The organism is Candidatus Dadabacteria bacterium (assembly GCA_009840385.1).
Classification (GTDB): Bacteria; Desulfobacterota_D; UBA1144; order Nemesobacterales; family Nemesobacteraceae; genus Nemesobacter; species Nemesobacter australis.
Genome location: VXNX01000013.1, coordinates 152,828 through 176,777, shown reverse-complemented (window position 1 = coordinate 176,777; position 23,950 = coordinate 152,828). Strand labels below are relative to the sequence as shown.

Genomic DNA, 23,950 nt, shown 5'->3' with positions numbered 1-23,950 from the left:
GCTCGATGAGAAAGAAAATCCCTCTTCCCGACGAAGAAAACGCGCGCTTAACCGTTGAGAGATTCCGGGAGATAAACGGCAGACTCTCCAGAGAAAAAGAAAAGATCCTCCGCATAATCTCTTCGCACAGCAGATTCCTCGGCAATTCGATCATAAGAAATCCACGTGCGCTGACCGTACTCGCTAATGAAAAAGCTCTTACAAGAAAAAAAACGCTTTCTTCCCACCGTGCTCCGCTGGCCTCGATTGTGAGAAATTCGCAGGATTCAGAGCGGTTCTCTGAAAGACTCAAGGAGTACAAGTACACAGAACTCTCGAGAATAATCTACAGAGAAATTCTGGGTCTCTGCGCGTTTCGCCAGACCATGGAGGAGATTTCCGACCTCGCCGGTTCCGTGGTCAGGGCGGTGCTTGATTTTTACAGGTCCCGAGTCGAGGGCGGGGACCAATTTGAGTTCGTGGTGCTGGGCATGGGGAAACTCGGCGGAAGACTCCTTAATCTCAGTTCCGATGTAGACCTCGTTTATCTCTACAGAAGCGAGGGGTACGCCGAACAGATATTCACGCTTTCCTCATCGATTACTAGAACGATAAGTTCCGTCACCCCGGGCGGTTTTCTCTACAGAGTCGACCTGGGTCTGCGTCCGGGGGGTAGCAGGAGTCCGGTCGCGGTGTCGATTGACGCGGCCCTTGATCATTATTACCACTGGGCCGAGACCTGGGAGAGAGCGGTTTTGCTCAAGGCGACCCCTGTTGCCGGGGACATTGGGCTCGGTCGCGAATTCCTCGGGGACCTTGAACCGGTAATATACCGCAAGCTGCTCGATTACGAGTCCATAGAGGATCTCAAGGACATGAAGATTCGTCTCGAGGGTATCCGGAAGGAAAACGACGTGAAGCTCGGCAGGGGAGGAATAAGGGATATCGAGTTTTTCGTGCAGGCGACCCAGCTTATGAGCGGCGGGGCGGTGAAGAAGCTCAGGGGACTCATGAACACTCTTGACGGCCTTTCCGCCATGGCGACGACGGGTTTCATAACAAAACAGGTAAAGGAAGAGATGGAGCATTGCTATCTTTTTCTCAGAAAGGTGGAGCATTCGATTCAGCTCTGGGATGAACTTCAGACGCACAGCATTCCCACGGAGGAAAGTTCGCTCGCCAGACTCTCAAGGAGGATGGGTTTTGAAACGACGGCAGACTTCAAGGCTGCTTACGAAGAGATAACCTCGCTTGTCGTGAAGAACTGCGGGAACCTGTTCTTCGATCCCGAGGTGGAGCTTGAGGAAAAAGGCAGGGAATTCTGGGAGGTGGCGGATTTTATGGCCGAGGGAAATGTAAACCGCGAGGAGGCGATTTCGACCCTCGGAAATCTCGGGTTCTTGGCGCCGGACGACGCGATCGAAATCATATCGAGCCTCATGAATCCCCAGAGGGCCGGACTCACGGAAAGGGGAAGGATCCTTTCAAAAAAAGTGATACCGGCTTTTCTCTCAAGCATAATCAGGCTGAGCGACCCGGATTCGGCACTCATGAATCTTGAAAGATTCATCTCCGGTCTGGGATCCAAGATGTCGGTTTACTCTCTTTTATCGGAAAACCCGGAAATCATTGCTCTTCTCTCAAGGCTCTTTTCAAGAGGCGGCATGCTGTCTAATTTTCTTATCAGGCATCCCGAGTATCTTGACTCCATCATACTGAAGGACGTGACGCAGTTTTACGATTCGGAAGATGCCATGGCACGGGCTCTCGGGGAAATCGTCTCGGAAGAGGAATTCTTTGAGGACAAACTCAACGCTCTTAGGAGCTTCAAGCACATTGAGTCGCTCAAGCTTTGCTTCAAGGAACTTTCCGAGGACTTGGAACCGATCCACGTGGGAAAATATCTGTCGATGGTGGCAGACGTGGTAATGGACTCAAGTCTCGAGCTCGCCAAGGACTCTCTTAAGGCTTCTTCGAAGAAGAAAAAGCTCCTTGACAACATGGTTGTTCTTGGGCTTGGAAAACTTGGAGGCAGGGAAATGAGCTACACTTCCGATCTCGACATAATCTTCATTTACGAAGGAGATGATCATGAGCTTTTCTCAAAGTATGGTCAGAGGTTCATATCCAATCTTTCGGTTTACACTTCCGAGAGCTTCTGTTACAAGGTGGATGTGGAGCTGCGCCCGTCGGGAAACTCGGGTGCCCTCGTTGCCTCGCTTGAGGCCTTTGAGGAGTACCATGAATCAAGCGCTCATATCTGGGAGAGACAGGCTCTTGTAAAAGCCCGCGCCGTTGCGGGAAACCGAGCGCTCGGCGAGAAGGTAATGAAAGTCATAGAGAATTTCGTTTATGCGAAAGAGCTCGCTCCGGATTTTCGCAAGGAAATCCACAGGTTGCGCGGGAGGGTCGAAAAAGAACTCGCCAACGAGACGGAATCCAAGTTTAACCTGAAGACGGGAAGGGGGGGATTGGTTGACGTTGAGTTCCTCGTCCAGATGCTTCAGCTTGCCCATGGTCCTGCAAACCCCGAGCTAAGAACGGCAAACACCATGGAGGCTATCGGGGCACTCTACAGGGCCGGGTTAATTAAAAGTGGCGAGGCTCTGACGCTTAGCGAGGGCTATCTGTTTTTAAGAAAAATGGGAAATCTGCTGAGTCTTTTCAACGACAGGACCAAAAACGAAATCACGCGGCGCGATTTTGACCGAATGGCGCCTGAGTTCGGTGGTTCCGGTGGAGAGGGGGATTTTCTCAGGTCAGAATACGCACGCGTGACTGGAGATATCAGGGGAGTTTATAACAAATATTTCCTGGGAAGCGCCTGATGGATAAAAGGAAATGCATTTTTTTTCTTGCCGATGGTACGAGGCTGGATGTCTTTGCTGAACTTTTCAAAAGAGGCGATCTTGAGAATATACAGAAGTATGTCGTAGAGCCGGGGAAATTTCTCAGGGGAATCACGGTTTTTCCCTCGACAACGGGGCCGGCTTATACTCCGTACCTTCTTGGCAAGTTCCCGGGGAGGTGCAACCTCCCCGGCATAAGGTGGTTTGACAGAAGGTATTACGATAAGACCCCGTTTTCCCTGCGAAGATTCAGAAGCTATGCGGGTCCCCAGGCGTCTCTTATCAATCGGGACATAGAGTGCAGCTCCCCGACGCTTTTCGGCCTGGTTCCAGGGAGCGTAAGCATCCTAAACGAGATAACCAGGGATATAAGTCCCTCGGGGAACAACAAGACCAAGTATCTTAAGTATTACCTAGTTGTAAAAAGCCACTTCACGGACAGAAGCGACGACGTTGAAGAGGGAGCGGGAAGAATTCTACTTGACTCTCTTAAGGATTCTCCGCGCTTTGTTTTCTGTGTTTTCACCGCGGCAGATGCCTACTCCCACCGCTACCATCCGTTTCACCGCAAGGTTATGGAATCCTACAGAAGGCTTGACCGGTACGTTGGGATGGTTGCGGAGAGGATCGCCGAGCAAGGTGAACTTGACGATACGCTTTTTGTCGTGGGAAGCGACCACGGTCTTACATCTACGCATTCTCATTTCGATTCTCTGGGTTTTCTTCGCAGACGGGGTTTAAAGCCGCTTTATTACACCAACGTGTTTAGGCATTTCCTAGACGCTGATTCATCCGTCATGGTTTCGGGAAACTCCATGGCCCATTACTATTTTAAAAATTCCGATGGGTGGAAAAGACATACCTTCTGTGAAGAGATAACGGATATAGTGGATGAGCTTTCCAACCGACCGGAAGTGGACATTGTCTGCGCCAGAACTGGCGGGGCTGGAGGAGAGGTGAAAATAATAAATCCCAGGGGAGAGGCTTTGGTGAACATCGATGATGAAGGGCTTATCTGCTACCGAAGTGTTTCGGGCGACCCTCTCGGCTACGGTTTTTCCTCGAAGAAGATGGACGCATCGGAGTCGCTTCGACTCACGATCGATTCTGATTACCCCGATGCTCCCCTCCAGATTCTACAGCTCTTCGAATCGCCTCGCACCGGCGACGTGGTGGTGAGCTCGAAACCGGGCTACGACCTTCGGGCTACCCACGAGAACCCTGAGCATCATGGTTCCCACGGCTCTTTGCACAGAGACCACATGGCGGTTCCCATTCTTATAAGCCGACCAGCACAGTACGACTATGTGCGGACCGCGGATATATTCTCTAGTATTGTCCGTTATATGGGACTGGATATTCCCGAGGGCGTTGACGGAAGGGATATCCTTGAGTGAATGGTTTTAGGAGAAGATCTCCTCTATCTGGCTGCTTACTTCTCCCTCTTTTTTCCGAAGCGCTATGGAAAGTTCCTTAACGACGTGGGAGAGAGCGTTTTCCATTATTCTTTTCTCACCGAAAGAGAGGTTTTTTACCTTCTTGAGGTGGTGTATGTCTCTTAACACCCGCGCTATTTCGTATATGTCGCCGCTTTTAACCTTGTCTGCGTATTCCTTGTACCTTTTGTTCCAGCTCTGTACGCCCAGCTTGGGTATCTCGCCGTTTTCTTCCTTCAGTATGTCAAGGATTTTCTTTACTTCCTTTCTAGCCACTACGGGTCTTAACCCCACGGAGTTGATGTTGTCCGTGGGAACCATAAGCTTCACGTTGCTCTCAAGAACGTTGAGCACGTAAAAGGCTTTTCTCGAACCGAGTATCTCTTTTTCTTCGACTCCCTGAACCTCAACCACCCCATGCACTGGATACACGGCGTTCTGTCCTGCTTTAAATTTCTTGCTCATTTTATTAAGTTATACAAAACCGATATTTTACCTGATTTACCGTCGGTTTGCCAGAAAACGGGTTATAAGGGCTGTAGCAATGGAAAAAAGCTGCGATTTTCTTGTCATTGGGGGAGGAATTGTGGGTCTCGCCATTACAAACGAACTTCTTCTGCGCGGCTGCAAGAACATCCTTATTTTGGAAAAGGAAAAGAATCTCGGAGTGCACTCAAGCGGTCGGAACAGCGGTGTTCTGCATGCCGGGATCTATTATACGCCCGATTCTCTGAAGGCAAGGTACTGCATTGAGGGAAACCGGCTGATGAGGGATTTCTGCCGGGAAAACGGAGTTATGATATCTGAATGCGGAAAGGTCATTGTGGCGGATTCAGAGGAGAAGCTTGAGGGGCTCGAGGCGCTTCAGCAGAGGGCGCAGAGAAACGGCGTGGAGTCGTACCTTATTGATGAGAAAGAGCTTGCGGAGATAGAACCGCACGCCGCCACGTTTGAGAAAGCAATATATTCTCCGGCAACGTCCGTGTTTGATCCTCTGGGGGTTCTCGAGGCTCTTTACTCTAAGGTTACGGGAACTGGAGAGGCACGCGTACTTTTTGATACGGCTTTTACCGGGAAAAAGGAGGAGCAAGTCGCCACTACAAGCGGGGGGAATATCAGTTACGGAAAACTCATAAACGCGGCCGGGCTCCACGCAGACGTAGTGGCGCGCCACTTCGGAGTGGGTCTTATGTACAGATCCATTCCTTTTATGGGTTCCTACAGGGAACTTACGAAGAAAAGCTCATACCTCGTCCGCGGCAATATCTACCCGGTTCCCGACCCGAGAATGCCCTTTCTGGGGGTACACTTTACGAGGAGCACTTCGGGGCGGGTCTTTATCGGTCCTACAGCCGTGCCGGTTCTGGGAAGGGAAAGCTACGGATTTCTCGAGGATCTGGGACTTGAGTCGTTCCGCTTTCTCTACAGGAACGCATCGATGTTCATAAGCGACAACGGCTTCAGGGCAAATGCGTTCTCCGAAGCGAAAAAATATCTGGGGCGCCACTTTTACTCTGAAGCCAGAAAGCTGGTTCCCAGGCTTTCTCCCCGAGACCTTATTTCCTCTGCGAAAATCGGCATCCGCTCACAGCTTGTGGACTGGAAGGAGAAAAAGCTGGTTATGGACTATGTTGTCTGCACGGAAGGGAACAGTTTTCATGTGCTAAACGCGATATCTCCCGCTTTTACCTCTTCAATGTCGTTTGCCAAGTATGTCGCAGACATTCTCCTTGAGGAAGAAGCTCGCTAGAAGCAGTGAACATGGGGCTTTTTTATGCCCGGCCTTATTTTTTCCATTTTTCCTTGAAAAAATTCCGGCAATCGCATTTAATATTTATCCGTACTTATCCTTTTTTCCATTGAGAAGTTGCTTTAACCGGACTCGAAAATGCCCGAACAAAGAGTCATAAGAAATTATGTCGACAGGCCCGATTCCTATACAGTAGAGTCATATCTGGCCTCGGGTGGATATTCAGCGCTCAGAAAGGCCCTCGGAATGACCCCAGGGGAGATAACCGACGCGGTCAAGAAATCAGGTCTCCGTGGAAGGGGAGGGGCGGGTTTTCCGGCGGGAATAAAGTGGAGCTTCATCCCGCCCGACTCCAAAAAACCCGTTTATCTCTGCTGCAACGCCGATGAAAGCGAACCCGGAAGCTTCAAGGACAGGGAGATTCTGGAGAAAGATCCCCACCAGATGATAGAGGGCATAATAATCGCCTGCTACGCTATACGCTCCCACAAGGCTTACATATACATAAGGGGAGAGATGCCTTACGGAGCCAGAAGAATACAGCAGGCAATAGAGGAAGCTTATGAGCACGGCTATCTGGGCAAAAACATACTCCTGAGCGGTTTTGATCTTGATATGAAGCTCTACATAGGTGCCGGCGCCTACATATGCGGGGAGGAAACCGGCCTTCTTGAGTCAATAGAGGGAAAAAAGGGAGAGCCGAGACCCAAGCCCCCTTTCCCGGCCCAGGTAGGCCTTTTCGGCTGTCCCACAATAGTTAATAACGTGGAGACCCTTGCATGCGTTCCCCATATAATAAACAACGGAGCGGACTGGTTTGCCTCGATAGGGACTCCCAGAAACACCGGAACCAAGATTTTCGGGCTGAGCGGACACATTAACAACCCCGGGCTTTACGAGCTTCCCCTCGGAATAAATCTTCTTGAGCTGATTGAAGAGTACGGCGGAGGAATTCCCGGGGGAAGAAAAATAAAGGCCGTTTCTCCAGGCGGTTCTTCTTCCGCGGTTTTTTCCGCGGATGAGCTGGACATTGCTATGGATTTCGATACAGTGGCAGCCGCGGGTTCCATGCTCGGAACGGCGGGAGTAACGGTGATGGATGAAACGGTAAGTATGATCAAGGTAGCTCAGAACCTCGCCCATTTTTACAGGGATGAGTCGTGCGGACAGTGCGTTCAGTGCAGGGAAGGAACGTGGTGGCTTGAGAAAATACTAAGAGAGATTGACGAAGGTAAAGGGTCCATTGAATACCTCGATATAATGCTTGACGCATGCTCGCAGATGAGGGGAACGACCATATGCGCTCTTGCAGACGGCTGCGCCATGCCCATTGAATCGATAGTGAGAAAATTCAGAGACGAGTTCGAAGAGCATATAAAAAGAGGGCATTCTTAGCGCTGGTGGTTTAAAATGCGGGGATGTGTATCTGAACGCTTACGGTTCTGTTAGATAGGTAAAGAGGTGTATGGGGAGGTGTGTAGGATTTTACAACAAGCTTCAGCGCCATCAGGGGATTGAGGGGCATACGCCGGATGAAGCTTATTACGGTTTGGGTGGAAAGTTGCTGAAAAAGGAAGCAGCTTTAAATTGTTCAGGAAAAAAAAAGGAAATTCTTCTTTCGGGTCGACGAGGCACACTTTTCTAGATGACGTATTCGGTGGTGTTGTCTCCGCGGTCGTAATGCTGCCGATGGCGTTAGCCTTTGGTGTTGCCTCGGGGCTAGGGCCAGTTGCTGGAATCTACGGCGCCGTCGCGGTGGGATTCTTTGCCGCCGCGTTCGGCGGCACGCCTGCGCAGATCTCCGGTCCCACCGGTCCGATGACTATCGCAATGGCTGCGATTGTCACCCTGTATGCCCACGATCTGGCGACCGCATTCACCATCGTTATGCTAGCCGGCCTGATACAGATATCCCTGGGGTTTCTCCGGGTCGGCCGCTTTGTGGGTTACACTCCATACTCCGTGATTTCCGGTTTCATGACCGGGATCGGCGCGATCATCATACTCCTGCAGGTCCTGACTATCCTCGGCGCCGATCCGGTCTCGGGAGGGCCGCTTGTCCAGATTGCAGCTTGGCCGGAGGCAATCGCCAACCCCAATCCGCACGATCTTGCTGTTGGGTTAGTTGCCTTGGCTATTTGCGTTTTCTGGCCCCGTCGAATACGACGTTTCCTGCCCCCTGCGCTGGCCGCCTTGACAATCGGCACCTGCATTGCGTTCTTCGGGCTCACAGAGGCACGAACCATCGGCGCGATTCCTACGGGCCTGCCCACGTTTCAGGCGCCGCAGATAGGGTTGGGCTCAATCGGGGGCTTCTTGGAGCCGGCACTGATTCTTGCGCTTCTCGGTTCCATCGACAGTTTGCTGACCTCATTGATAGCGGATTCCCAAACCCGCACACGCCACAATCCCGACCGGGAGCTTATGGGGCAAGGTTTCGGCAATCTGGCGGCCGGTATTCTGGGCGCGTTGCCGGGTTCAGGAGCCCCACTGGTCACCGTCACCAACATCCGGGCCGGCGGGCGCAGTCCGCTGGCAGGCATCCTGACCGCGATCTTGCTGCTCGGTTTACTGCTCGGCTTCGGCTGGATTGCCGAACCGATTCCGCTCGCTGTTCTGGCCGGCATTCTCATTAAAGTCGGCTGGGATATTATTGACTGGCGCTTCGTTGTCCATCTGCGGGCGATTCGCCTTGAGTACGTTCTTATAATGCTCCTCACCTTCCTTGTGACCGTATTTGTCGATTTAGTCACCGCCGTCGCGCTCGGGTTGATCGCGGCGGGTGTGGTGCGCTCGAGAGACCTGACGCAGAACGAACTGGAAGGCGTGTTTTCTCTGCCAGTTTTGGACTTTGATTCTTTACCGTCTCTGGCGGACATCGATCCCTATAGCCTACCGGTCGGATTCATCAAGTTGAGAGGAAGTTTCTCAATCGCTTCCGCAAACGAACTGACCCGAGTGATTGCTGCGGACATCGAGGATCACGACATCATCATCCTCGACTTCTCTGAGACCACCAGCGTGGATGATAGTGCTGCGCTTGCGATCGAGGAACTCGTCCAATCTGCCATTGACGATGATACCGCCTGCGTTGTGTTGGGCCTGTCTGGTGACGTGGGTAGAATTCTGCAATCTCTCAAGGTTTTCCACCGTGTTCCCGCCGGGAATTTCGTGGACAGCCTTGACGAAGCGAAACAGTTATCCAAGAACCTCCTCCACGAATGCAGTGCCGATGCAATGAAGCTCAGCGTTGGTGAGGGTAGCGCAAATGCAGGGGGCGAAACGCCGAAGGCGATCAGCCAAGGCTCAAGCTGACTCCATGCCCATTGAATCAATAGTGAGAAAATTCAGAGACGAGTTCGAAGAGCATATAAAAAGAGGATATTCTTAGCGCTTGCGGTTTAAAATAAGAGCGAGCGTATCTGAACACTTATGGTTCGGTTAAAGAAGCAAGGAGTTGTATAGGGAGAGAGGTAGAATTTTACAACGAGCTTTGGTACTATCAGAAGATTGAGATGAGGCACACTTTTCTAGATGACGTATTCGGCGGTGTCACTTCCGCGATTGTAATGTTGCCGCTGGCGTTAGCCTTTGGTGTTGCCTCGGGGCTAGGGCCAGTTGCTGGAATCTACGGCGCCGTCGCGGTGGGATTCTTTGCCGCCGCGTTCGGCGGCACGCCTGCGCAGATCTCCGGTCCCACCGGTCCGATGACTATCGCAATGGCTGCGATTGTCACCCTGTATGCCCACGATCTGGCGACCGCATTCACCATCGTTATGCTAGCCGGCCTGATACAGATATCCCTGGGGTTTCTCCGGGTCGGCCGCTTTGTGGGTTACACTCCATACTCCGTGATTTCCGGTTTCATGACCGGGATCGGCGCGATCATCATACTCCTGCAGGTCCTGACTATCCTCGGCGCCGATCCGGTCTCGGGAGGGCCGCTTGTCCAGATTGCAGCTTGGCCGGAGGCAATCGCCAACCCCAATCCGCACGATCTTGCTGTTGGGTTAGTTGCCTTGGCTATTTGCGTTTTCTGGCCCCGTCGAATACGACGTTTCCTGCCCCCTGCGCTGGCCGCCTTGACAATCGGCACCTGCATTGCGTTCTTCGGGCTCACAGAGGCACGAACCATCGGCGCGATTCCTACGGGCCTGCCCACGTTTCAGGCGCCGCAGATAGGGTTGGGCTCAATCGGGGGCTTCTTGGAGCCGGCACTGATTCTTGCGCTTCTCGGTTCCATCGACAGTTTGCTGACCTCATTGATAGCGGATTCCCAAACCCGCACACGCCACAATCCCGACCGGGAGCTTATGGGGCAAGGTTTCGGCAATCTGGCGGCCGGTATTCTGGGCGCGTTGCCGGGTTCAGGAGCCCCACTGGTCACCGTCACCAACATCCGGGCCGGCGGGCGCAGTCCGCTGGCAGGCATCCTGACCGCGATCTTGCTGCTCGGTTTACTGCTCGGCTTCGGCTGGATTGCCGAACCGATTCCGCTCGCTGTTCTGGCCGGCATTCTCATTAAAGTCGGCTGGGACATTATTGACTGGCGCTTCGTTGTCCACCTGCGAGCAATCCGCCTTGAGTATGTCTTTATAATGCTCCTCACCTTCCTTGTGACGGTGTTCGTCGATTTAGTCACCGCCGTCGCGCTCGGGTTGATCACTGCGGGCGTGGTACGCTCAAGAGACCTGACGCAGAACGAACTGGAAGGCGTGTTTTCCCTGCCAGTTTTGGACTTTGATTTTTTACCGTCTCTGGCAGACATCGATCCCTATAACATGCCGGTCGGACTCATCAAATTGAGAGGAAGTTTCTCGATCGCTTCGGCAAACGAATTGACCCGAGTGATTGCTGCGGACATCGAGGATCACGACGTAATCATCCTCGATTTCTCTGAGACCACCAGCGTGGACGATAGCGCCGCGCTTGCGATCGAGGAACTCGTCCAATCTGCCATCGACGATGACACCGCCTGCATAGTGTTGGGCCTGTCTGGTGACGTGGGTAGAGTTCTGCAATCTCTCAAGGTCTTCCACCGTGTCCCCGCCGGGAATTTCGTGGACAGTCTTGACGAGGCGAAGCAGTTGTCCAAGGATCTTCTCCAAAAGCGCGGTGCCGATGACGAAGCCTAGTGAAGGAGGATGAACGGTGCCGTGCAAATGCGTTGGCGCATATATGTTTTAATAGCTACTTTGTCTTTTTGAAAGATATGACTTGGCGAGTTTCTGTTTTCTCGTAAGTCCTTGCTATTCTTTGAGAAAACCCCAAAAAAAGAGCTGACCGGGCAGAAAATGTCCGTTTTCAGAAAGTAGCAAAAGTAGCGCTAAAGTAGCGATGATGTTCCGGAAATCCGCCTGAAAACCCCGAAAAAACGCCGTAATATCAAGACCTTACGCAAGAATAACACGAGCGCTATAAAATCGCTACTTTTTTTTGAACGGACAAGAAAAACAAGTGGTCTCAGGCAGTTAGACAAGTTGAACGGACACCGAACGGACAAACGGTTTTTTAAGCCAGTTACTTAAATTTAGGGGTACCCAATATCCTACAAATCGTCTTTGACTTGCCAAATTATAAGCGCTATCATTACAACAAAAAATATTAAGGCTAACATTATGAAAGAGTTTACAATTTATTTCAAAGGACAACACAAACCGATAACGGTCCAAGCTACGGAAGAAACAATCGATGCGGTTATTCTGGCCAAAACCTTAGAATTGAGAAAGCTTCCGATTCTCCTGGTTTGGTACTAAGCTCCCAAATCTATCTCACAAAAGGCGAGAAATCTACCTTAAAAGGCGGTATCTCTGCGCCTTCTTTTATAGGTATCATCAGTCCAATAATCGAAGCCACCTTCTTGCCGCCTTTGTAAAAATCAACAGCAATTCCGTGATCTGTAGAGAAGGTTTCTTGGTCTGACAAGTTAACGGAGCCTACCCTAACTTCGTCTATTGTGATTTCTTTGAATTTCATCGTAAATACATACTTTATACTCCGCATTCTGTTGTGCCAATAGGCATCTCGTCCCAGGTCCTGCCGTCAAGCTCCCGGCCGGTCCGCTTTTTGTTAACCCCTCCCCACTGCTTGAAGAAGAAGGGAATGCGTTTATCCAGGCACTCATCCTTGAGCTCGCGTACCCAGGCGGGATCCATCGGCCGCGCTCCGGGCCCGGACTCCCCGCCGCAGATTATCTAGTTAATTCCCCGGGGAATGTCCCGGACCGGCCCGAGCATGGGCTCTACCGAGAGAAACCGCGCAGGGGCCGGGGTCTTTACCAGCCAGTTCGCGCGGCAAAGCCTTTCCTAGTCCTCCACGCTCACTCCGAACCAGACATTAGGCAGAGGCCAAGACTGCATTTCCTTGGGCTGTTCGGAGACGGAATACCAGTAATCGTAAATGTCTTCTACGATCATCGGCCGATTCACGAACTCCCACATTCTCTCCGCCCTCTTCGTCAGCACTTGGTACACGTGATGGTTGCCTTCCTGGCAAGCCATGGTCGCATGACACGGCAAAAAAAACTCGCCATTTCATTTCCAAATTTCGCCAAACTGTTTTCGCCGTTATAGCATATGTTCATGCGCACCCATAGATTATCCGAGAGAATTTCTGAGCGTTTGATTTACTACTGCGGGATCGGCTTTCCCCCTTGTTGCCTTCATCACCTGACCGATGAAAAAGCTGAGAAGCTTTGTGTCCCCGTTCCTGTATCTTTCGACTTCCTTCGGATTCTCTTCGATTATTTTGCTTATAATAGAGGAGATCTCGTCTTCATCGGTAATCTGGGTAAGCCCCTTTTCGGTTACTATTTCTTCTGCGCGTTTTCCCCCGCTTATCATCTCGGAGAATATTTCCTTAGCGGTCTTGCGGTTTATTTTTCCTTCCCCGATAAGGTTCAGCAGTTCAGCGAGGTTCTCAGGCTTAACTGGAAATTCGGCTATGCTGTCTTCGTTCTCGACTTCTCTAAGCATCTCGTTTAAGATCCAGTTGCTCACCGCCTTCTGGTCTTTTGCGTGTTTTGCGCACTCTTCAAAGTATTCGGCAAGCGGTCTTGAGGATGAAAGCGTCTCGGCATCGTTTCTCGGTATGTTGAATTCATCCACGAACCTGCTGAGTTTTTCTTCGGGAAGTTCCGGGAGAGACAGGCGGATTTTTTCCAGATAATCCACCACCACCACTACCGGCAGAAGGTCTGGGTCTGGAAAATACCTGTAGTCGTGAGCCTCTTCTTTTGATCTCATTGCAAACGTGATCCCTTTTTGGGAGTCAAAGAGCCTTGTTTCCTGGACCACGTTCCCTCCGCTTCGCAGAACCGCCTCCTGTCTCTTTATTTCGTATTCTATGGCCCTCTGTATAAAGCGGAAGGAATTAAGATTCTTGATCTCGGTTTTAGTTCCGAGTTCGCTCTGCCCTGCCGGCCGCACGGAGACGTTTGCGTCGCAGCGCAGGCTTCCTTCCTCCATGTTCCCGTCACAAACCTCGATATATCTGAGGATTGTCCTAAGTTTCTTTACGTATTCAACCGCTTCTTCGGCGGTTGAGATATCGGGCTCGCTGACTATCTCCACAAGCGGCACTCCGGCCCTGTTGAGATCCACATGGCTTTCAAAGTCGGAGTATTCGTGCACGAGTTTCCCCGCGTCTTCTTCCAGGTGTATTCGGGTTATCCTGATCTTTTTTTTGCCATCCCCCGAATCTATCTCGAGATGCCCTCTGAGGCAAAGCGGTTCGTCGTACTGGGAAATCTGGTAGCCCTTCGGAAGGTCCGGGTAGAAGTAGTTCTTCCTTGCGAATCTGGATTTCCGGGCGATTTCGCAGTTGGTCGCCAGACCGGCCTTTATGGCGTATTCAAGAACCCTTTCGTTAAAAACCGGCAAAACCCCCGGCATGCCCAGACAGACCGGATTCACCTGGGAGTTGGGGGGACTTCCGAATTTCGTCGAGGAAGAAGAAAATATCTTGGATTCAGTGGCGAGTTGTGCGTGTACTTCGAGACCGATTACCGCTTCGTACTCCATATGATCGTTCCTTCAGGGAAAATTTGATAAAGCAGTCGAGCGAAAATTATATATGTACTTGGCCAGCAGGCAACCTCTGGTCCGCGTATTTCTGTTCAGGACAGGGAATAGATCTAGCGGAAAGTCCTCTCAACAGATCCATCGTTTCTTTTTGACCTTTCGTCTCAAAAACTTTATTCTTTCTGCCCATGGAGGTGTATCCTCCTGTTGATTAGTTTGAGTGAATTCAAATCAACCGGATATGCCGCTTTTTTTTCAAACCCTCCGTGCACCAGATTTGAATATAACTCAGAGGAGGACGTAATATGAGGATTTTAGCAGTTTTAGCTGTTTCTTTTTTCATTCTGCTTTCCTTTATGTCACTTCCCGCCCAGGCCGGTGGCGACCAGAGCATACAGGAGCAGATAGAGGAACTTAAGAAGAAGATAGAAGAGCTTGAGCAGCAGATGAACATGAAGGAGTACGAGGCCACGGTGAAAGATTCCAAGGCCTGGCACAACAAGATAAAGGTCAAGACCAAAAAAGGTGCGGGCCTTACTTTCCAGACCGCGGACAGCAACTACAAACTCAGGATGAGATTTTTTGGTCAGTTTCTGGCCAACTACACAGATCCTGACACCGACGAAGAGGGTTTTGGCTTCAGTGTAAGAAACCTCTGGTTGATCTGGGACGGTAACGCTTTCGCTCCCTGGATGAAATACACGATTCAGTATGATCTCGCAGGTGGAGCACTAAAGGACATGAGGCTTTCGTTTGCCAAGAACAAGATGTTCATTCCTACCGTGGGCCAGTACAAGGTTCCGTTTAGCAGAGAATTTCTTACCTCAATTACCGCCCTGCAGCTTGTGGGAACCTCGATCATAGACGATTACTTTCGGTATGGCAGGGATATCGGTGGCGGTGTTTACGGTTTTCTCGGCGACGGGATGATCCGCTATGATGCGGGTGTTTTCCAAGGTGAAGGCGCGAACCAGAAAAACGATAAGGGTGACACCGGAATGCTCTGGGCAGGAAGGGTTCAGGCGGCCATTATCGGCGGGAAAGCCAAGAGTGTAAAAGAGAATTTCGCCAAGAGGCCCACGCTCATGGTAGGAGCCGCTGTTGCGGGCATAGATGTTGAGGATGGAAATGATGGCAATATAGGAATTCCATCTGGAGAGAGAGACCTTGAAAGCGGTAGAGTCACTTCCTTTACGGCTGACGTAAACTACAGGGACCCGAGATTCAATCTTACCGGCGAGTATGTCGGAAGGTGGGTCAATCCCGATGACGCCGGTGTGGACACTGCCTATGATTCCGGTTTCAGGGTACAGGGCGGTTTCTTCCTTCTTCCGAAGAGGATTGAGCTCGCCTCAAGGTATGCGATGGTCATGTTTGACGATGATGCCAACGTTGTCAGGGGAAATGACCTTGACAACATATGGACATTCACGCAGGGACTTAACTACTACCTCAGCGGCAATCACAAGTGGAAAATACAGCTTGACTACACGTTCCAGAGAGAAGAGGATCTCGCTGGCGTAGAGTCTGATGAGTCGATGGTAAGAGCGCAGGTTCAGACCTACTTCTAGAGATGCATTTAGAAATATAGTCAAATCTGGTGTATAGGAGCATAATCAACCGCCGACCTGATAGTATGTTTTTACCCCTGTTGTTTTGTCCATTGTCTGCTCGATTCCATCTTTGAATTTCACTCTTTTACGTTTTGACGATATTGAGCTTGGTTGGAGTCTTCATACGTCTGAGTAATTTTCTGCAGTTCGGCGGAAACTTCGGAATTTCAGGGAGCTACGAGATACAACCCCCGATGGGTCTAGAAAGCAACGACCTGCTGGCAAATGTTCCTCTCAGGTGTTTTTAAAATCATAGATGAATTGCTGCAGGATAGGTGGGTTTTTTGAACTATGAGCCTTTTCGATGCTTTCTCGATAAAGCGCGTAACAGGTTATTTATTAGTATTTTCCTAATTTGAGTTCACGGTGTAATGTAGATTCCGGTACTCTTTTCACTGAGAAGGACCGATATGCAAGACACAAAAGCCCTTATAATTTCTCCCCACCCCGACGATCTTGAAATAGGCATGGGAGGAACTGTCTGCCTGCTTCTGGAAAAAGGTATTGACGTGATTTCCGTTGTCGTTACAGATGGAAGAAGAAGTGCGAATCCGCTTGGTATCACGCAGGAGCAACTTGTGCGGACGAGGGAGTCAGAAGTCAGGGAATCATCGGAGATACTCGGAGTGGAGCTTTCTGTTCTGGGGCTCTCCGACATGGAATCCGATTCGAACAAGCGTGAATTCAGTTCCAGGATGGTGGAAATAATAACAAATCTCCGCCCGGGGGAGGTATACCTCCCGCATCCCGAAATTGACAAGCACAGAACCCACAGGACGGTTTCGCGTCTGACTCTTGATTGTCTTAAGGCGGCAATTAAGGAGATTCCCTTTGAGTGCGAATGCTGGTTTTATGAGGTATGGACGCCTTTTCCCTCATACGACCGGATCGAGGATATAACGTCTTTTGCCGACCGCAAGCGCCGGGCGATCGAGGCACATAGGAGCCAGACGGCCTACAAGGATTACACTGACGGCATCATGGGCCTTAACAGGTACCGGGGGGCTTTTCACGACACCGCGGACGGATTTGCGCCGCTTTGGGCCGAGGTTTTCATAAAGCATGACTCCGAGTGACCTTATCTCGGAACGTATTTTCTTTTCCTTGACCAAAGGAGCAGGTCAAATTCATCAAGACTGATTCCCAGTTCGTGAGCGGCTTCCGTCATAAGACTTTCGGTTTCAAGGTATCTTCTTTTCGTCAGGGGATATTTCGTCTCGCCTATGATCCCCAGTTCGGAAAGGGACGCCAGATTGTTTCTGTCAAGAATCGCATAGCCGGAAAATCCCAGATTCCTCAGAAAATGGCTTGCCTGCATGTATCCGAGTCCTTTTATTCCCGGGTTTTTTGCAAAGAAATCTCTTCTTTCCACTCTGTCTTCAAAGGAACTGACAAGTGATTTCAGAAGAAATCCGTGCTCTTCTTTAAGATATTCCCTTGTAAAAACAATATAGCGGGAGACGTTTTCGGCATATTTATGAATCGTTTCAATGCGGCCCAAGAGTTCATCTTCTTTTCCATCCGCAAGCTTTTCTCCTATGGCCCTCATGCATTGGCCGGCTATTTTGGGACCGACACCGGAACTCAGTATACAGAATGAGAGTTCATGAAATACTTGGAGGTCATCGGCCTTTTGGAAAGTCTCTTTGAATTCCAGAAGCCGCTTCCGTATTTCTTCTCCTCTAAGCTCATAGAGTTCCAGAAGTTCTCGTTTTTGTTCCTCAGTCATGGGGAGAGTTTTCTTTTCCGAGGCGTTATTTCAGTATTTCGCCTGTTTTTTCACTCCAGAGAAACAGATCCATTTCATCAAAATCAAATCCGTTTCTTTCCGAGAATTTCTTAAACTTGTTTTCAATTTCAATGTATCTGGATCTTGAGTGCGGTGCCCGGGAGGATTCCGTTATGCCGAGTTCGAAAAGGCACTGGAGTATGTGTTTATCAAGTATCGCGTAACCGCGAAAACCGATGTTTCTTAGAAAATGACTTGCTTCCTTGAAACCGAGCCCCTTTATATCCTTGTTAAGTGCGAAAAAATCTCTTCTCTCAACCGGATCTTTAAACGACAGAAGAAGCGGCCTCAGCTTGAGTCCATATTCGCGGGCAAGATAGTTTCTTGTGTGGATCACGTGTTTTGAGCGTACGTTTGGAAATCTGTATACTCCCCGAAGTTTTGCCCTTAGTTCATCCTCGCTTGCGCTCCGGAGGATGCTTCTTACTGTACTGAGTGCGCTCAGACCCATCCTGGCGCTTGTTCCGGCCGTGAATATGCAGAAAACCAGTTCTTCAAAGATCACTTCTTCAGAAGCGTTTTTGATGATGTTTTCAAATTCCTTGAGCTTGTGCCGTATCTCAGGGGCTTTCTGCGGAAGGGTTTCCCTTATTGACCTTACTGTCAACATCTAGGGCTTATTTGTAGATGACCAGATTTCTTCCGGCGATCAGCGTGGTTGAGGACATGTTGTTCCACCTCTTGATCTGTGAGACCGAGACCCTGTAGCGAAGGGCCAGTTCGCTCAGAGTATCGCCGGGGATTATCTTGTGGCTCATTTTCTTCGGAACGTCGCGTGGCACATAGGTGGATGAGAGTCTCTGGGGAATAGAGAGGGTTTTTCCCGCTATTATAAGCGAACTCTTAAGGTTGTTAGCCCTTTTTATTGCGTCGATTGAGGTTCCGTATCTTTTCGCCAGAAGGTAAATATTTTCTCCAGGGCGAATCCTGTGCTTTACGTATACGAGATTTCCCCTCGAGGGTATCTTCAGCCTTTGTCCGGGACGTATGATCGAACTAGAAAGGTGATTTGCGTACTTGAGCTTCTCGACAGACGTTCCGAATTTCCTGGCTATTTTCCACAAGCTGTCGTCCTGCCTCACCGTGTACCTTACGGGCCTTGTCCTGAAAGGAATTTCAACGTCTTTGAGGGCAATTACTTGGTCTTGGACTGAAATGAGCTTCTCCGCGTAGTCCTTAGGGACCTTAAGCTCATAGTTTCCTCCCGGGGGAGTGGAAAGCCCGACAAGCGAGGGGTTGTACTTGGAAATTTCCTTGTATCCCATGTCAAGGAGGTTGGCAATTTCCGCAATACTTTTTCTGGGCGGAACGCTCACAGCTTGATAATCTTTCTCCAATTTCGTGATTCTGAAGCCGTATTTCTCAGGGTTTTCGGCTATTATCAAAGCGGCGTTGAATTTCGGCAGATAGTTCCTTGTTTCCCTCGGAAGCTTTCTTGAGAGTGTCCAGAAATCGGTCGAACCCGTTTTCCTAATGGCCTTCGATACCCTTTTCTCCCCGCAGTTGTAACCTGCGAGAGCGAGTTCCCATGAACCGAATTCCTCGTGCATCTTCTTGAGATATCTGGCCGCCGCCAAGGTTGATCTCTCTACGTCCATCCTCTCGTCTACCCAGTAGTTTATTTTGAGCCCGTACTTCAGTCCGGTCGGTCTTATGAATTGCCAGAGCCCGACGGCGTTTTTTCTCGAAACGGCGCGGGGGTTGAACCCGCTTTCTATGAGAGGCAGATACGCGATTTCTGAGGGAACTCCCTCGGAGCGGAGTATTTCCTTGATTTCGGGAAGGAATTTACCGGACCTTTTGAGAATCTCGGCGAAGTTTTTCTTTCCTTTTCCCGATGAGAACCGGCGGATGTAATGTTCAACTCTTGAGTTTCTCTTTGTCTCGAATTTTATATCCTCATAACTCTGCGGAGGGTCTGTGTGCTCGAGTGCCGGGGTTTCTTGAGCGCCAAGCTCTATCTGGGGAATTTGCTTAGCAGATTCAGAAGATAATTGGGTTTCGGTATGAGAGTCTTTTCCCCCAATTTTTTCGACTTCTCCGGGCTTTTCAGTTTGCCGTATCGGCCCTGCTTCTTCAGTTTTCTGCGCTAACTCGACGAATTCGGCCTGTTCTTCTTGCGAAAAAGGAGTTGACCCCAGCAAATCCTTGCTGAATGCGGTAGCGGAAGCACACGGCAGGAAAACAGTGAAAATCGCGCAAAGTGTAAAAATTAAGCTAGAATTGATTCTGTCTGAAGTAAATTTATCCATGTATGTTCGCAGTTTTGAATCAATGGCGGGGACGGCAATCCCCTAATAGAACTTTCCGGTTTATTTTTCCGTTAGTTATTTGTACAATAATTGTAACCACATAGTTCTAATAGTCAAAGTATGTTTTGGGGAATCTCTTAAAAACAAGATTTTCCGGGCTGTTGTTTTCCTAGAATCTTTCATGAAATTTTTTTCTTAAAAATGTCGAGGGTTGTAAGTTGAGCAGAAAAACAATAGCGGTTCTTTTCGGTGGTGTTTCAGTTGAGCACGAGGTGTCGCTCGTTTCCTCAAAGTTTATCGTCAGCAACCTTGATCCTTCAAAATTCGTCACGTTACCAATCTTTATTTCGAAAGAAGGTCGCTGGCAGAGAGCCGTTATTGAGAACTGGCCTGAGGAGGAACCTCCTGCCCTGATTCCCGATTCCGAGATCGTGCCCATGCTTCAAGGTTTTCCTCCCGGTCGTTTTGCTGAAATAATCCAAGGGGAAATAGCTGAGATCTTTTCCGTAGATGCGGTTTTCCCCGTTCTTCACGGAACTTTCGGCGAGGATGGATCGGTACAGGGTTTGATTGACCTTATGGGTGTTCCCTGCGTGGGAGCCGATTTGCTCGGGTCTTCACTTTGCATTGACAAGATAGTCTCAAAAACCATTCTCAGGGATAATGGTATTCCGGTTGTTCCCTTTTTCGGTTTCGCGAAAACCGAATGGGAAAACGATAAGGAAGCCATCCTCTTCCGCATAGAAGACGAAATAGGATTTCCCTGCTTCGTAAAATCCTCAAACCTCGGTTCAAGCGTAGGAGTTTCAAAAGTGGACTCTTCTGCGGTAATTGCCGATGCCGTGGAGGCTTCTTTTGATTTTTCTGAAAGGGTGATTGTTGAGCGGGCCGTATTGAACCTAAGGGAAGTCGAGGTAAGCGTAATAGGGAATCAGAATCCGAAGGCGTCGATTCCCGGGGAACTCGTTGTGAAAGGAAGTTTTTATGATTACGAAAAGAAGTACCACGACGAATCGACGGAGTTTTGCATCCCCTGCGACCTTGGTCAAGAGATTCAGGATAAAATAAGAACCCTCGCTCTTGCTTCCTATTCCGCTCTTTGTTGCACCGGTATGGCAAGGGTGGATTTTCTGGTTGACGCCGATACGGAACAGGTGTTTGTTAGCGAGATAAACACGATCCCGGGTTTCACGCCCATAAGCATGTATCCGAAGCTGTGGGAGGCAAGCGGGATTCCCGTCGGGGAAATGCTCGAGATGCTGTTTGAGCTTGCGGAGCAGAGACATCGGATGAAGAGAGAACTCAGAACGGATTTCTCAGATTTCCGGTAGGGTTCACTTGCCGAGAATATCGTTTTTCTGTCCCCGAAAAAGCACCAGGAAAACAACTCCGGCGATTATGGAAGCTCCCCCCAGAAGTTTCGTGACCGACGGCAGGTCGTCGAAGAAGACATGCGCGAAAATCAGCACAAAAATCGATTCCATCGGCATAACGGCCGTTGTTCTTGAGATATCAAGAAGCTTTATGGCGTGAAACTGACTTCCTTTGGCTATGTATGCTCCGCACGCCCCTCCACACGCCATTATAAGTGCCTGATTCAGACTGGGGGGCTCGAAGGTTCCGGTGGCTAATAGGTAAAGAAAAAGAACAATCGAGACCCCAAGAGTTCTAAGAGTTGCGACTGTGAGCATATTGAGATCCTGCGCTATTTTTTTTACCATGAAGGAGAGAAAGGAATACAAGAACGCGGCCCCCAGAGCCATGGCTGTCCCGAAGATGAGGTAGCCTTCCCTCTGGTAGGCGACTACCGCTCCGCCCGCCACCGTCATGGCTATCCCTATGCTCTCTCCCTTGTTAAGCCTCTCTCCGAGAAAGAGTATGCCGAGCAGGAGCGCAAAAAGCGTCTGGGCTTTCATTAAAAATGAAGTGAGAGCGGGCCCGATTGTCCAAAGTGCCACCATCCACAAGGCGGCTCCGGCCGAGGTTATAACGGAACTCCAGATGAAAATGTCGCGGTACAGGCGAATTCTTTTAAGTTCTTCTCTCTGCGCACGGAGGAAGGGGAACAGAATCAGGGCGACTATAAAAGCTCCGAAAAACCAGAAGAATGTGGTGGTTTCCGGGTGAAGATCGCTTCGCTCAAGGGCTTTTCCTATGGCGTAGGAGAGTGCCGTGAAAAAAGCTGTGGCTATCAGAAAAAGATAGCCCTTTATAGGGAGCTTTTCTTTTTTCTCAGGTTTGTTCATGAACGCTCCTGTGTCTCCATAACGAGGCTATTGCTCCGCCCGAGATATTATGCCAGATGCTGAAAAGTGCGGCGGGAAGCGCGGAGAGATAACCGAAATGCAGCTGGGAAAGAGCCGCCGCGAGCCCCGAGTTCTGCATTCCCACTTCTACGGATATCGCTCTGCAACTGCTTTCCCGGAAGCCCAGTGCCTTCGCTATAAGATAACCGCATATAAGGCCCAAAGCGTTATGAATTATTACTACAAGGAAAACCACCGTGCCAATGGTTTTTATGGATTCTGCGTTTAGGGCCACGATTATTCCTACTGCGAACGCTATGGCCAAAGACGATACGGAAGGCAGAAAGGGCAGTACGCTCTCTGACTTTTTCCCGAGCAGACTCCTCAACACCAATCCCATAAGTACGGGTAGCAGCACTATCTGAAGCGCGGAGATAAAAAGGTCTGTGAGCGGAACGTCTACCCATTTTCCCGCGTAAACGTACATCAGCGCGGGCAGCAGAAACGGGCAAAGAAGCGTCGAAACCGAAGTGAGCGTTACGGAAAGCGCGAGGTCACCTCTTGCCAGATAGGTAATGACGTTTGAAGCTGTTCCCCCGGGACAGGAACCCACAAGAACGATTCCGACCGCAATCAGTGGGTTTATTCCGAACGCAAGGGCGAGCAGAAAGCCCAAAAGGGGCATCACGACGTATTGAGCGCAAACGCCCACGAGAATCTCAAGCGGTCTTAGAAAAACTCTTTTGAAGTCATCTATTCTCAGCGTCATGCCCATCGCGAACATTATCACCGCGAGCATGGGTACTATAAGGAACCCGAGATCCTCAAAGACGAAGGGGAAAAAGAATGCGACGGCCGAGAACAGTATTATCCAGAGGATGAAAAATCTTGTTATGAGGTCGTTTAGCGAGGTTAAAGCGCCTTGTATCGAGTTCAACTTTGTTTGTTACCGTAAGGCAGCCGGGTTGCCGGAAAGCGATTATGGTGGGGTTTTATCGCTTTGGCTCAACTCCGATTGCTATTTTCGAGAACCCTTGGGTTTTGGCCAAATCCATGGTGCTTACCACCGGGCCGTGCATGGCCTCGGAATCCGCCCTTATTATTACCAAGGTGTCTTTGTTGGGTATCTTCTGAAACTCCCGCTTTAAGGAGTTGGCGGAACGCATAAGCACGTCATTGAAGTAGACTTTTCCGTCTTTGGCAATGTGTATGTTTACGTCTTTTATCTCAACGATTTCGCCTGTTGCTTTCGGGAGGTTGACTTTTATGCCGCTTGATATGGCGAAATTAAGTGTAAGGGCGAAGAAAATAAGGAGGTTGAAAATCACGTCCACGATGGGAGCCATGTCTATGCCGGATCTACTACCTGATTTTCTTTGCGCGAATTTCATAGGGATGCTTTTGCGGAAAAAGCTTCAAGTATTTTTTTGCCTTCATCCTCGAGTTCAGAGATCAGCTCCCTGAATTTTCCGTCTGTGTACTTGTAGGCTATGAGTGCCGGGATCGCTATCGTAAGTCCGAGGGCCGTCGTATAAAGTGCTTCCGAGATGCCTCCCGCTAGGGAAGGCGGATCCACTATATCCTTCTCCGATATGACGGCGAACACCTTTATCATTCCCGATATTGTGCCGAGAAGCCCGATAAGAGTGCTTATGCTGCTTATGGTGAGCAGGGTCTCGATATATTTTTCAAGGCCCTGCGCCTCGGCCTTTCCGACAGCCTCAATGGCTTCTTGCATTTCCGCTTTCGATGTGCCCGAGTTCTGCGCGGCCGCGAGAGCTATCTTGGCTACCGCAGAATCGCTTGATGCAGAAAGAGATTTTGCCTCTTCAAGCCCCTTTGTCTCGACAGTCTTGTACAGGCTTGAAAGAAATTCTTCGGGGAGAAGCTTTTTCCTCTGAAGTATATGGAACTTCTGAAGAAAAATCGCAAGCCCGAATATGGAACATAAAATCAGGGGGAAAATATATATTCCGCCCTTGGTAAACAGATCAATAATTGCGTCCATGGGGATT

At 49.9% G+C, this 23,950-nt stretch carries 21 protein-coding genes; 9 read left to right on the top strand and 12 right to left on the bottom strand.

What is annotated here, in order from left to right:
• Positions 1 to 5: 5 nt before the first annotated feature.
• Positions 6 to 2,807 (top strand): bifunctional [glutamate--ammonia ligase]-adenylyl-L-tyrosine phosphorylase/[glutamate--ammonia-ligase] adenylyltransferase, encoded by a 2,802-nt coding sequence (glnE, locus tag F4X55_05270; GenBank protein ID MYC40404.1) that lies wholly within the window; start codon positions 6 to 8, stop codon positions 2,805 to 2,807.
• Positions 2,807 to 4,225, top strand: a complete 1,419-nt coding sequence (locus tag F4X55_05265; protein ID MYC40403.1) for an alkaline phosphatase family protein — start codon at positions 2,807 to 2,809, stop codon at positions 4,223 to 4,225. The genes glnE and F4X55_05265 overlap by 1 nt, the downstream gene beginning before the upstream one ends.
• Positions 4,226 to 4,231: 6 nt before the next feature.
• Here F4X55_05265 and F4X55_05260 read toward each other — a convergent pair whose 3' ends face one another.
• A complete protein-coding gene (locus F4X55_05260; GenBank protein ID MYC40402.1) occupies positions 4,232 to 4,729 on the bottom strand; it encodes a CarD family transcriptional regulator in 498 nt (165 codons plus the stop codon).
• Between the two features lie 79 nt (positions 4,730 to 4,808).
• On the opposite strand from F4X55_05260, the gene lhgO reads away from it, so the two are divergent.
• From lhgO to F4X55_05240, 4 genes are all read left to right on the top strand, one after another.
• On the top strand, positions 4,809 to 6,014 hold the full coding sequence (lhgO, locus tag F4X55_05255; GenBank protein MYC40401.1) for an L-2-hydroxyglutarate oxidase: 1,206 nt from the start codon (positions 4,809 to 4,811) through the stop codon (positions 6,012 to 6,014).
• Between the two features lie 138 nt (positions 6,015 to 6,152).
• Positions 6,153 to 7,409 (top strand): NADH-quinone oxidoreductase subunit NuoF, encoded by a 1,257-nt coding sequence (gene nuoF, locus F4X55_05250; protein MYC40400.1) that lies wholly within the window; start codon positions 6,153 to 6,155, stop codon positions 7,407 to 7,409.
• A gap of 285 nt (positions 7,410 to 7,694) precedes the next feature.
• On the top strand, positions 7,695 to 9,329 hold the full coding sequence (locus F4X55_05245; protein ID MYC40399.1) for a SulP family inorganic anion transporter: 1,635 nt from the start codon (positions 7,695 to 7,697) through the stop codon (positions 9,327 to 9,329).
• A 200-nt stretch (positions 9,330 to 9,529) separates the two neighbouring features.
• Entirely contained in the window at positions 9,530 to 11,149 is a 1,620-nt protein-coding gene (locus F4X55_05240) for a SulP family inorganic anion transporter (GenBank protein MYC40398.1), read from the top strand.
• 631 nt (positions 11,150 to 11,780) lie between these two features.
• On the opposite strand, the gene F4X55_05235 is transcribed toward F4X55_05240, so the two are convergent.
• The 4 genes from F4X55_05235 to gatB form a co-directional block, all read right to left on the bottom strand.
• A complete protein-coding gene (locus F4X55_05235) occupies positions 11,781 to 11,990 on the bottom strand; it encodes a hypothetical protein (protein MYC40397.1) in 210 nt (69 codons plus the stop codon).
• A 14-nt stretch (positions 11,991 to 12,004) separates the two neighbouring features.
• Positions 12,005 to 12,169, bottom strand: coding sequence for a DUF5131 family protein (locus F4X55_05230; GenBank protein MYC40396.1), 165 nt, complete (start codon positions 12,167 to 12,169; stop codon positions 12,005 to 12,007).
• A gap of 150 nt (positions 12,170 to 12,319) precedes the next feature.
• Positions 12,320 to 12,514, bottom strand: a complete 195-nt coding sequence (locus F4X55_05225; GenBank protein ID MYC40395.1) for a DUF5131 family protein — start codon at positions 12,512 to 12,514, stop codon at positions 12,320 to 12,322.
• 96 nt (positions 12,515 to 12,610) lie between these two features.
• Complete coding sequence (gene gatB / locus F4X55_05220) at positions 12,611 to 14,035, bottom strand: Asp-tRNA(Asn)/Glu-tRNA(Gln) amidotransferase subunit GatB (GenBank protein ID MYC40394.1); 1,425 nt, start codon at positions 14,033 to 14,035, stop codon at positions 12,611 to 12,613.
• Positions 14,036 to 14,340: 305 nt separating this feature from the next.
• Here gatB and F4X55_05215 point away from each other — a divergent pair, with 305 nt between their 5' ends.
• The gene (locus F4X55_05215) at positions 14,341 to 15,606 is read left to right on the top strand and encodes a hypothetical protein (GenBank protein ID MYC40393.1); all 1,266 of its coding nucleotides are present in this window, start codon (positions 14,341 to 14,343) and stop codon (positions 15,604 to 15,606) included.
• A 452-nt stretch (positions 15,607 to 16,058) separates the two neighbouring features.
• A complete protein-coding gene (locus F4X55_05210) occupies positions 16,059 to 16,724 on the top strand; it encodes a PIG-L family deacetylase (GenBank protein ID MYC40392.1) in 666 nt (221 codons plus the stop codon).
• Between the two features lie 2 nt (positions 16,725 to 16,726).
• Here F4X55_05210 and F4X55_05205 read toward each other — a convergent pair whose 3' ends face one another.
• From F4X55_05205 to F4X55_05195, 3 genes are read right to left on the bottom strand one after another with little or no spacing between them, the layout of a single operon-like run.
• On the bottom strand, positions 16,727 to 17,377 hold the full coding sequence (locus tag F4X55_05205; GenBank protein ID MYC40391.1) for a hypothetical protein: 651 nt from the start codon (positions 17,375 to 17,377) through the stop codon (positions 16,727 to 16,729).
• Positions 17,378 to 17,402: 25 nt separating this feature from the next.
• Entirely contained in the window at positions 17,403 to 18,047 is a 645-nt protein-coding gene (locus tag F4X55_05200) for an N-glycosylase/DNA lyase (protein ID MYC40390.1), read from the bottom strand.
• A gap of 7 nt (positions 18,048 to 18,054) precedes the next feature.
• Positions 18,055 to 19,689, bottom strand: coding sequence for a LysM peptidoglycan-binding domain-containing protein (locus F4X55_05195; protein MYC40389.1), 1,635 nt, complete (start codon positions 19,687 to 19,689; stop codon positions 18,055 to 18,057).
• A 218-nt stretch (positions 19,690 to 19,907) separates the two neighbouring features.
• Here F4X55_05195 and F4X55_05190 point away from each other — a divergent pair, with 218 nt between their 5' ends.
• The gene (locus F4X55_05190) at positions 19,908 to 21,020 is read left to right on the top strand and encodes a D-alanine--D-alanine ligase (protein ID MYC40388.1); all 1,113 of its coding nucleotides are present in this window, start codon (positions 19,908 to 19,910) and stop codon (positions 21,018 to 21,020) included.
• A gap of 3 nt (positions 21,021 to 21,023) precedes the next feature.
• Here the strand turns inward: F4X55_05190 and F4X55_05185 are convergent, their stop codons facing one another.
• The 4 genes from F4X55_05185 to F4X55_05170 form a co-directional block, all read right to left on the bottom strand.
• Positions 21,024 to 21,935, bottom strand: coding sequence for a DMT family transporter (locus F4X55_05185; protein ID MYC40387.1), 912 nt, complete (start codon positions 21,933 to 21,935; stop codon positions 21,024 to 21,026).
• Entirely contained in the window at positions 21,922 to 22,830 is a 909-nt protein-coding gene (locus F4X55_05180) for a bile acid:sodium symporter family protein (protein ID MYC40386.1), read from the bottom strand. The genes F4X55_05185 and F4X55_05180 overlap by 14 nt, the downstream gene beginning before the upstream one ends.
• A gap of 97 nt (positions 22,831 to 22,927) precedes the next feature.
• Complete coding sequence (locus F4X55_05175; GenBank protein MYC40385.1) at positions 22,928 to 23,326, bottom strand: biopolymer transporter ExbD; 399 nt, start codon at positions 23,324 to 23,326, stop codon at positions 22,928 to 22,930.
• Complete coding sequence (locus tag F4X55_05170) at positions 23,323 to 23,943, bottom strand: MotA/TolQ/ExbB proton channel family protein (GenBank protein MYC40384.1); 621 nt, start codon at positions 23,941 to 23,943, stop codon at positions 23,323 to 23,325. Before F4X55_05170 ends, F4X55_05175 begins: the two co-directional genes overlap by 4 nt.
• Positions 23,944 to 23,950: the final 7 nt, after the last annotated feature.